Annotated in this window: 8 protein-coding genes; 6 read left to right on the top strand and 2 right to left on the bottom strand. The window is 61.8% G+C overall.

Annotated features, from left to right (window positions below; all coding sequences use genetic code 11):
* Positions 1 to 51 precede the first annotated feature (51 nt).
* Positions 52 to 1,251 (top strand): succinyldiaminopimelate transaminase, encoded by a 1,200-nt coding sequence (gene dapC / locus WBB95_RS17980; protein WP_424488824.1) that lies wholly within the window; start codon positions 52 to 54, stop codon positions 1,249 to 1,251.
* Between the two features lie 43 nt (positions 1,252 to 1,294).
* Here the strand turns inward: dapC and WBB95_RS17985 are convergent, their stop codons facing one another.
* Positions 1,295 to 2,938 carry a Na+/H+ antiporter gene (locus WBB95_RS17985; protein ID WP_424488817.1) on the bottom strand — a complete coding sequence of 548 codons (1,644 nt, stop codon included), beginning with the start codon at positions 2,936 to 2,938 and terminating at the stop codon, positions 1,295 to 1,297.
* A gap of 212 nt (positions 2,939 to 3,150) precedes the next feature.
* On the opposite strand from WBB95_RS17985, the gene WBB95_RS17990 reads away from it, so the two are divergent.
* The 4 genes from WBB95_RS17990 to WBB95_RS18005 all read left to right on the top strand — a co-directional run bounded on the left by WBB95_RS17990 (position 3,151) and on the right by WBB95_RS18005 (position 6,265).
* Positions 3,151 to 3,513, top strand: a complete 363-nt coding sequence (locus WBB95_RS17990) for an ArsC family reductase (RefSeq protein WP_424488818.1) — start codon at positions 3,151 to 3,153, stop codon at positions 3,511 to 3,513.
* A gap of 32 nt (positions 3,514 to 3,545) precedes the next feature.
* A complete protein-coding gene (gene dapD / locus WBB95_RS17995; protein WP_424488819.1) occupies positions 3,546 to 4,580 on the top strand; it encodes a 2,3,4,5-tetrahydropyridine-2,6-dicarboxylate N-succinyltransferase in 1,035 nt (344 codons plus the stop codon).
* Between the two features lie 69 nt (positions 4,581 to 4,649).
* Entirely contained in the window at positions 4,650 to 5,855 is a 1,206-nt protein-coding gene (locus tag WBB95_RS18000) for an aminotransferase class V-fold PLP-dependent enzyme (protein WP_424488820.1), read from the top strand.
* Entirely contained in the window at positions 5,852 to 6,265 is a 414-nt protein-coding gene (locus tag WBB95_RS18005; protein WP_424488821.1) for a SufE family protein, read from the top strand. The genes WBB95_RS18000 and WBB95_RS18005 overlap by 4 nt, the downstream gene beginning before the upstream one ends.
* A gap of 127 nt (positions 6,266 to 6,392) precedes the next feature.
* Here WBB95_RS18005 and tcdA read toward each other — a convergent pair whose 3' ends face one another.
* Positions 6,393 to 7,208 (bottom strand): tRNA cyclic N6-threonylcarbamoyladenosine(37) synthase TcdA, encoded by an 816-nt coding sequence (tcdA, locus tag WBB95_RS18010; protein ID WP_424488822.1) that lies wholly within the window; start codon positions 7,206 to 7,208, stop codon positions 6,393 to 6,395.
* A gap of 211 nt (positions 7,209 to 7,419) precedes the next feature.
* On the opposite strand from tcdA, the gene WBB95_RS18015 reads away from it, so the two are divergent.
* Positions 7,420 to 10,011 (top strand): glycosyltransferase, encoded by a 2,592-nt coding sequence (locus WBB95_RS18015; RefSeq protein WP_424488823.1) that lies wholly within the window; start codon positions 7,420 to 7,422, stop codon positions 10,009 to 10,011.
* Positions 10,012 to 10,199: the final 188 nt, after the last annotated feature.

A 10,199-nucleotide genomic window follows, 5' to 3' on the forward strand; every position in this document is an offset into this window, starting at 1 on the left:
TCGCAGGCAAGCCAGCTCCCACAGGGCGTGCTCAACGCGATAGAGGCCATCATGAACAACGCCCTGAACCAGTTGCAGCCCTACCCGTTCGAGAAATTGCGCGCCCTGCTGGGCAGCGTCACGCCGAACCCGGACAAGCGCCCGATCGCGCTGTCCATTGGCGAGCCGAAACACAAATCCCCACAATTTGTTGCCGAAGCACTGAGCAACAACCTCGACCAGATGGCGGTGTACCCAAGCACGCTGGGTATCCCGGCCCTGCGCGAGGCCATCGGCGCCTGGTGTGAACGCCGCTTCAACGTGCCCAAGGGCTGGCTCGACCCGGCGCGCAACATCTTGCCGGTCAACGGCACCCGTGAAGCGCTGTTCGCCTTCACCCAGACCGTGGTCAACCGTGGCGAAGACGCGCTGGTAGTCAGCCCGAACCCGTTCTACCAGATCTACGAAGGCGCTGCGTTCCTGGCCGGGGCCAAGCTGCACTACCTGCCGTGCCTGGACGAAAACGGTTTCAACCCGGACTTCGACGCTGTGACGCCAGACATCTGGAAACGCTGCCAGATCCTGTTCCTGTGCTCTCCGGGCAACCCGACTGGCGCGCTGATCCCGGTTGACAGCCTGAAAAAACTCATCTCCCTGGCCGACGAATACGACTTCGTGATCGCCGCGGACGAGTGCTACAGCGAGCTGTACTTCGACGAAAATACCCCGCCGCCGGGCCTGCTCAGCGCCTGCGTCGAGCTGGGTCGCCAGGACTTCAAGCGCTGCGTGGTGTTCCACAGCCTGTCCAAGCGCTCTAACCTGCCGGGCCTGCGCTCCGGCTTTGTCGCCGGCGACGCCGAGATCCTCAAGGCTTTCCTGCTCTACCGCACCTACCACGGCTGCGCGATGCCGGTGCAAACCCAACTGGCGAGCATTGCCGCCTGGCAGGACGAAGCCCACGTACTCGCCAACCGTGATCTGTACCGCGAGAAGTTCGCCGCCGTGCTGGCCATTCTCAAGCCGGTACTGGACGTACAAAGCCCGGACGGCGGCTTCTACCTGTGGCCGAACGTGAAGGGCGATGATGCCGCGTTCTGCCGCGACCTGTTTGTGCAAGAACACGTCACCGTGGTGCCCGGCTCCTACCTGTCGCGTGAAGTCGACGGTTTCAACCCTGGCGCCGGGCGTGTGCGCCTGGCATTGGTTGCGCCATTGGCGGAGTGCGTGGAAGCGGCTGAGCGGATTCGCGCCTTTATCCAGCGCAGCCAGTAATCGCTTCAAGGCCCGCACTGTGCAACGCCGTGCGGGCTTCGGATTATTTAAGGGGGCCCAGGTTCGCCTCACTCATGTCCAGATCCGCCAGCACCTCGCGCAACACGTCATCACCAATCTGGTGATGACGGCTCAGGCTGTACAACTCCAACCGCTGCGCACGCAGGGCCTTGAGGCGCAATTTGCGCTCCAACTGGTCCATTTGCTGCGCCAGCGCCTGGGCTTCGGCCGAGTCGTTGAACACGTCCAACTGATGCCGATATTCCGCCATCAGTCGCGCCTTGAGTTCTGCGGCCAGCGCAGCCTGGGCCGCATCCTGGGTTTCGGTTTCAACCGGTTCCTGCGCTTCAAGCGCGTGAATGGCGGCGACGGCCGTCTTTTTCCAGGCTTCGCGCACTTCGTTATGGCGCTTTTCATCCGGACTTTTTTCGATGCCGCGCAACAGCAGTGGCAACGCAATGCACGCGGCCACCAGGGACAACAGGATCACCCCGGCAGCGATGAAGATCAGCAGGTCGCGCTCAGGGAAATCCTGGCCCGGCGCCAGCAGCAAAGGCACGGACATAACGCCGGCCAGGGTCACCGCACCGCGCACACCGCCGACGGTCAACAGCCAGCAGGAGCGCGCGGTCGGCACCAGCGTCAACTCGCTTTTCCCACGCAGCCGGCGGAGCAAACCTGACAGCCGCCAGATGCTCTGCACCCAGATAAACCGCAGCACCACCAGCACCAGGAAGATCGCGACCACATCCAGGCAGCGATACAACAGGGTCGGCCACAGCGTCGGTTCGTGGCTCACCACTGCCTTGATGATGTCTGGCAACTGCAAGCCCAGCAGGAGGAAGATCAGGCCGTTGAAGGCAAACTCCAGCAACGACCAGACGCTACGGTTGAGCAAGCGCGTGCTGGTCTGGCGGGGCAGCAGGTCGAGCCAGCTTTGCATCATGCCCGCCGCCACCGCCGAGAGAATGCCCGACGCGCCAAGGCGCTCGGCCAGTACGTAGGCGGCAAACGGCAGCAATAACATGAACACCACGTGGGTGGCCGGATCGTCCCAGCCCCGCGCAATCATCCAGGCACGCAAGCGGCCGACCAGCCAGCTCAGCGCCACACCCACTGCAAGGCCGCCCACCGCCACCAGCACGAAAGTCAGGCTGGCATCCGCCAGGGAAAACACCCCGGTCAATGCCGCTGCCAGGGCGAACTTGAAGGTCACCAGGCCCGAGGCATCATTCATCAAGGCTTCGCCCTGCAGCATATGCATCAGCGGTTTTGGCAGGCGATTCTGGGAAATGGCCGACACCGCCACGGCATCTGTCGGCGACAACACGGCGGCCAGGGCGAAGGCCGCCGGCAGCGGGATCGTAGGCAATATCCAATGAATGAAGTAACCGGCCCCCACCACCGTGAACAGCACCAGCCCCACCGCCAACGTCAGGATCGGCCCGCGCAGGCGCCACAACTCGCGCTTGGGCATGCGCCAGCCATCCGAGAACAACAGCGGCGGCAGGAACAGAAACAGGAACAGCTCAGGGTCCAGGGCCACGTGCAGCCCAAGCGTGGGCCAGGCCAGCAAGGCACCGGCAGCAATTTGCACCAAGGGCAACGGCAGAGGAATCACACGCCCGACAAGACGCGACACGCTGACCAGCATCAGCAGGATAAGAACGGTGTAGGCGGTTTGCATAAAGCGGGTTTCCCGGACAATCGACTTGCAACGACACACATCAGGCAACAACTCGCCGTTGAAGTGCCATATTAGACGCCTATGCTGCGCGCTGGCTTTTGCACAATAGTCGCACTGAGTCATCGACAGGCATGACGAGCGGCACCCAAACCCGCTGGTCGTGGCATAATCCGTGACCTTTCGTTTTTATTTGTCCAAAGGGGGGCAATTCCTTGACCGCTTCAAGCACAACGTTGCACCTTTTCGGCATCAAAGCCTGCGACACCATGAAAAAAGCCCGCACCTGGCTCGATGAGCACGGCGTGAGCTATGACTTCCACGACTACAAAACGGCCGGTATCGACCGCGAACACTTGACCCAATGGTGCAACGAGCACGGTTGGCAGGTGGTTTTGAACCGTGCGGGCACCACCTTTCGCAAACTCGAAGACGAACGCAAAGCCGATCTCGATCAGTCGAAAGCCATTGAATTGATGCTCGCACAACCTTCGATGATCAAGCGCCCAGTGCTCGATCTCGGTGACAGAACCCTGATTGGCTTCAAGCCAGATAGTTATTCGGCGGCCCTCAAGTAGGCCAGCCCTTCCATTTTTGTAGAGGTAACAGCATGTCCAATTCCCTGTTCAGCCTGGGCTTCGGCGTCGGCACTCAGAACCGCCAAGGTGCTTGGCTGGAAGTGTTTTACGCACAACCGTTGCTCAACCCGTCGGCTGAAATCGTTGCCGCCATCGCGCCAATCCTCGGTTACAGCGAAGGCAACCAGGCAATCACCTTCACCGTCACCCAGGCGCTGCAACTGGCTGACGCGCTCAAAGGCGTTGACGCTGCCCAGGCCGCGCTGCTCAGCCGTCTGGCTGAAAGCCACACGCCGCTGGTCGCCACCCTGCTGGCCGAAGACGCCGCACTGACCTCCACGCCTGAGGCCTACCTCAAGCTGCACCTGCTGTCCCATCGCCTCGTCAAGCCGCACGGCCTGAGCCTGGTCGGTGTGTTCCCGCAGCTGCCGAACGTGGCCTGGACCAGCCAGGGCGCGATCGACATCAATGAACTGGCCGAACGCCAACTGGAAGCACGCCTGCGTGGCGACCTGCTGGAAGTGTTCTCGGTAGACAAGTTCCCGAAAATGACCGATTACGTGGTACCGACCGGCGTGCGTATCGCTGACGCTGCACGTATCCGCCTGGGCGCCTACGTGGGCGAAGGCACCACCGTGATGCACGAAGGTTTCGTCAACTTCAACGCCGGTACCGAAGGCCCGGGCATGATCGAAGGCCGTGTATCGGCTGGCGTGTTCGTCGGCAAGGGCTCGGACCTGGGTGGCGGTTGCTCGACCATGGGCACCCTGTCGGGCGGTGGCAACATCGTGATCAAGGTCGGCGAAGGCTGCCTGATCGGCGCGAACGCCGGTATCGGCATCCCGTTGGGCGACCGCAACACCGTGGAATCGGGCCTGTACGTGACTGCCGGGACCAAAGTGAAGCTGCTCGACGAGCAGAACCAACTGGTCAAAGTGGTCAAGGCACGTGAGCTGGCTGGCCAGCCGGACCTGCTGTTCCGTCGCAACTCCGAGACCGGTGCCGTGGAATGCAAAACCCACAAATCGGCCATCGAACTGAACGAAGCGCTGCACGCTCACAACTAAGCAGCCACTCGATGCCACTAGCGGGCTGCGCCTTCAGGGCGCGGCTCGCTTATACGAGTCTTGATGACCATGCTTGTGCCCTCCCCTTGGCGCGCCGATTTCCCGGCCATCGCCACCCTGCAACGGCAAGACCAGACCTATCTGGACAACGCCGCCACCACGCAAAAACCCCAAGCCTTGCTGGATGCGATCAGCCATTACTACGCCAACGGCGCAGCCAATGTGCACCGAGCACAGCATTTGCCGGGGGCCCATGCGACCCAGGCGTTCGAAGACAGCCGCAGCAAGGTCGCGCAGTGGTTGAACGCAGGTGACAACGGGCAAATCGTGTTTACCCACGGCGCAACCTCTGCGCTGAACCTCTTGGCCTATGGCCTGGAGCACTTATTCAATGCGGGCGATGAAATTGTCATCAGCGCCCTGGAACATCACGCCAACCTGTTGCCCTGGCAGCAATTGGCCAAACGCCGCGCCCTGACGCTGGTGGTGTTGCCCCTCGGCGATGACGGTGTGATTGACCTGCAGGCGGCCGCCGAACTGATCGGCCCGCGCACACGCCTGCTGGCAGTCAGCCAGCTGTCCAACGTGCTCGGCGCCTGGCAACCGCTGGAAACCTTGCTCACGCTGGCCAAGGCACGCGGCGCCCTGACCGTGGTCGATGGCGCCCAGGGCATCGTCCATGGCCGCCACGACGTGCAGGCCCTGGGCTGCGACTTCTATGTATTTTCCAGCCACAAACTCTACGGCCCGGACGGCGTCGGCGTGCTGTACGGCCGTAACGAAGCCCTGCATCACCTGCGCCACTGGCAGTTTGGTGGCGAAATGGTGCAGCAGGCGGATTATCACAGCGCGAGCTTTCGCCCTGCCCCATTGGGTTTTGAAGCTGGCACGCCGCCGATTGCCGGTGTGATTGGGCTGGGTGCCACGCTGGATTACCTGAGTTCTTTGGATCAAGCCGCTGTAAGTGCCCATGAAGCCGCGCTGCACGACTACCTGCTGCGCGGGCTGAAGGCGCGCAAAGGCGTGAGCGTATTGGGCTCGCCGCACGTGGCGCTGGTCAGTTTTGTGGTGGAGGGCGTGCACAACGCCGACCTCGCCCACCTGCTGACCGAACAAGGCGTGGCCGTGCGTGCCGGGCACCATTGCGCGATGCCGTTGCTCAAGGCGATGAAGTTGTCGGGGGCCATCCGGGTGTCTTTGGCGCTGTATAACGATTCGGACGACTTGGAACGCTTCTTTGAAGCGCTGGACCAGGCCCTGGATATGTTGCGATGAGCTTGCCGACAGAGGCTGAGGCTGCGCTGGACGCGTTTCAGGCGGTAGGCAGTTGGGAGCAACGCGCCCGGATGCTGATGCAGTGGGGTGAGCGGCTGCCGGCTTTGGCGGAGGCCGAGAAGGTCGACGCCAACCTTGTGCAAGGCTGCGAAAGCCTGGTGTGGTTGGTGGGCCATTTGCAGGACGGCCATTGGCACTTTGCGGCGAGCAGCGATGCGCGGATGATTCGTGGCCTGGTGGCGTTGCTGCTGGCGCGGGTCAATGGGTTGTCGGCGGTGGCGTTGCAGGCGGTTGACTTGCCTGACTGGTTTAACCAGTTGGGGCTTTCGCGGCAGCTGTCGCCGTCGCGCAGCAATGGCTTAAATGCCGTATTGCAGCGCATGCGCGAACTAAGCCGTATGCAAAACTAAATGTGGGAGCTGGCCTGTGTGGGAGCTGGCTTGCCTGCGATAGCATCACCGCGGTACACCAGAAGCACCGCAGTGCCTGCATCGCAGGCAAGCCAGCTCCCACATGAGCTGCACAAGGCAGTGAGAGTCAGGCGGGCTTGATTCTCTCCGAGGGCCGGCGTACCCCAGCCACAATCTTGTCCACCGCCTTGGTCGCCGCCACCATGCCGAACGTGGCCGTGACCATCATCACCGCGCCAAACCCGCCCGCACAGTCGAGCTTCACGCCGTCACCGACAAAACTCTTCTGCAAGCAAATGCTGCCATCCGGCTTCGGGTAGCGCAGCTGCTCGGTGGAAAACACGCACGGCACGCTGTAATGGCGGGTCACGGTGCGGGAGAAGCCATAGTCGCGGCGCAAGGTGGAACGCACTTTCGAGGCCAACGGGTCGTTGAAGGTGCGATTCAAGTCACAGACCTGGATCAGCGTCGGGTCAATCTGCCCGCCGGCGCCGCCGGTGGTGATGATCTGGATCTTGCGGCGCTTGCACCAGGCAATCAGCGCCGCCTTGGCGTTGACCGCGTCGATGCAGTCGATCACGCAATCGATGTTCGGCGTGATGTATTCGGCCATGGTGTCGCGGGTGACGAAGTCGGCCACCGCATGCACGGTGCACTCGGGGTTGATGCTGCGCAGGCGCTCAGCCATCACCTCGACCTTGGGTTTGCCCACGGTGCTGTCCAGCGCGTGCAACTGGCGGTTGCTGTTACTGACGCAGACATCGTCCAGGTCAAACAGCGAAATCTCGCCCACGCCGCAGCGGGCCATGGCTTCCGCCGCCCAAGAGCCCACGCCGCCGACGCCGACGATCGCCACATGGGCCGCTTTCAAGCGTTCCAGGCCTTCAATGCCATACAAGCGGGCGACGCCTGCAAACCGTGGATCTTCTGTGCTCATGACCATTACCCCAAAAACCGGCGCGCATTATGGACTACGCAGCGACAAGTTCGAAGCTTCCAGCTACAAGTAAAGAACTTAGGTGAACATTCGCTGACTAACGTCCGGCTTTTCTTTGTCTGCTGTACGCTCAGGGAAAGGCCGGTGTAGGATGCGCGCCGCTCGGCGCAGGCCGACACCTCTTTTCGTTCCACACCCTTTGGAACCCGAAATCGCTATGTCATCGCGTAAATTTGGACTCAACCTGGTGGTGGTGCTGGCAATTGCCGCGCTGTTCACCGGCTTCTGGGCGCTGATCAACCGCCCGGTCACCACCCCTAACTGGCCTGAACAGATCTCCGGGTTCTCCTACTCGCCGTTCCAGCAAGGCCAGTTCCCGCAGAAAGACCAGTACCCGACCGACGACCAGATGCGTCAGGATCTTGCGATCATGAGCAAGATGACGGACAACATCCGTACCTACTCGGTCGACGGCACCCTGGGCGATATTCCCAAGCTGGCAGAAGAGTTCGGCTTGCGCGTGACCCTGGGCATCTGGATCAGCCCGGACCTGGAACGCAACGAACGTGAAATCCAACGCGCCATCGAACTGGCCAACAGCTCGCGCAGCGTCGTGCGCGTGGTGGTCGGTAACGAAGCGTTGTTCCGCGAAGAAATCACCCCTGAAGCGCTGATCGCGCTGCTCGACCGCGTGCGCGCCGCCGTGAAAGTGCCGGTGACCACCTCCGAGCAGTGGCACATCTGGGAAAAGTACCCGCAACTGGCCAAGCACGTCGACCTGATCGCCGCGCACATCCTGCCGTTCTGGGAGTTCATCCCGATGGACAAGGCCGGCCAGTACGTACTCGACCGCGCCCGGGACTTGAAGAAACTGTTCCCGAAAAAGCCGCTGCTGCTGTCGGAAGTTGGCTGGCCGAGCAACGGACGCATGCGCGGTGGTAATGAAACGTCGCCTGCCGACCAGGCGATTTACCTGCGCACGCTGGTGAACAAGCTGAACCGTCAGGGCTACAACTACTTCGTGATCGAGGCCTTCGATCAGCCGTGGAAGGTCAGCGACGAAGGTTCCGCAGGCGCTTACTGGGGCGTGTACAACGCCGCGCGCCAGCAGAAATTCAACTTTGAAGGCCCGGTGGTCGCGATTCCGCAATGGCGCGTGCTGGCCATCGGCTCGGTGGTGCTTGCGCTGCTGTCCCTGACGTTGCTGATGATTGACGGCTCGGCCCTGCGCCAGCGTGGCCGTACCTTCCTGACCTTTATCGCGTTCCTCTGCGGTTCAGTGCTGGTGTGGATCGGCTACGACTACAGCCAGCAATACAGCACCTGGTTCAGCGTGACCGTCGGTATCTTGCTGGCACTCGGCGCCCTCGGCGTGTTTATCGTGCTGCTGACCGAAGCCCACGAACTGGCGGAAGCGGTCTGGACCCACAAGCGCAGGCGTGAATTCCTGCCGGTCGAGGGGGATTCGGACTACCGCCCGAAAGTCTCGATCCATGTGCCGTGCTACAACGAGCCGCCGGAGATGGTCAAACAGACCCTCGACGCCTTGGCCGCACTCGATTACCCGGATTTCGAAGTCCTGATCATCGACAACAACACCAAGGACCCGGCTGTTTGGGAGCCCGTGCGCGACTACTGCGAAACCCTCGGCCCGCGCTTCAAGTTCTTCCACGTCTCGCCCCTCGCTGGTTTCAAGGGCGGCGCGCTGAACTACCTGCTCCCGCACACCGCCAAGGACGCCGAAGTGATCGCGGTGATCGACTCGGACTACTGCGTGTCGCCGAACTGGCTCAAGCACATGGTGCCGCACTTCGCCGACCCGAAAATCGCCGTGGTGCAGTCGCCACAGGATTATCGCGACCAGAACGAAAGCACCTTCAAGAAGCTCTGCTACGCGGAATACAAAGGCTTCTTCCACATCGGCATGGTCACCCGCAACGACCGCGACGCGATCATCCAGCACGGCACCATGACCATGACCCGTCGCTCGGTGCTCGAAGAGCTCGGCTGGGCCGACTGGTGCATCTGCGAAGACGCCGAACTGGGCCTGCGTGTGTTCGAAAAAGGCCTGTCGGCGGCGTATTACCACGACAGCTACGGCAAGGGCCTGATGCCCGATACCTTTATCGACTTCAAGAAACAGCGTTTCCGCTGGGCCTACGGTGCGATTCAGATCATCAAGCGTCACACCGCCAGCCTGCTGCGCGGCAAAGGCACCGAGCTGACCCGCGGCCAGCGCTACCACTTCCTCGCAGGCTGGTTGCCGTGGGTGGCAGACGGCATGAACATCTTCTTTACCGTCGGCGCCCTGCTGTGGTCGGCGGCGATGATCATCGTGCCAACGCGGGTTGACCCGCCGCTGCTGATTTTCGCGATTCCGCCGTTGGCGCTGTTCGTGTTCAAGGTCGGCAAGATCATCTTCCTGTACCGCCGCGCGGTGGGCGTGAACCTCAAGGACGCGTTCTGCGCAGCCCTGGCCGGGTTGGCGCTGTCGCATACCATCGCCAAGGCGGTGCTGTATGGCTTCTTCACCACCAGTATTCCGTTCTTTCGTACACCGAAAAACGCGGATAACCACGGCTTCTGGGTAGCGATTTCCGAAGCCCGCGAAGAGATGTTCATCATGCTGCTGTTGTGGGGCGCGGCGCTGGGGATCTACCTGGTGCAAGGCCTGCCGAGCAATGACATGCGTTTCTGGGTGGTGATGCTGCTGGTGCAGTCGCTGCCGTATGTGGCGGCGCTGATCATGGCGTTCCTGTCGTCGCTGCCAAAACCGGCACCGAAGGTCGAGCCGGCAACGACTGAGTAAAAACTTGCGCAATGCACTAAACGGCGGCCTTTGGCCGCCGTTTTGCTATAAGATAACGGCCGTTTGTAGAGGCCGGCCCCTCCACATTCCCCCTGTGGGAGCGGGCTTGTGTGGGAGCGGGCTTGCTCGCGAATGCGGTAGATCAGCCAATTCACCTGTGACTGACACTAAGCATTCGCGAGCAAGCC

The sequence above is a fragment of the Pseudomonas sp. genome (assembly GCF_049645325.1).
In the GTDB taxonomy this organism is placed as follows: domain Bacteria; phylum Pseudomonadota; class Gammaproteobacteria; order Pseudomonadales; family Pseudomonadaceae; genus Aquipseudomonas.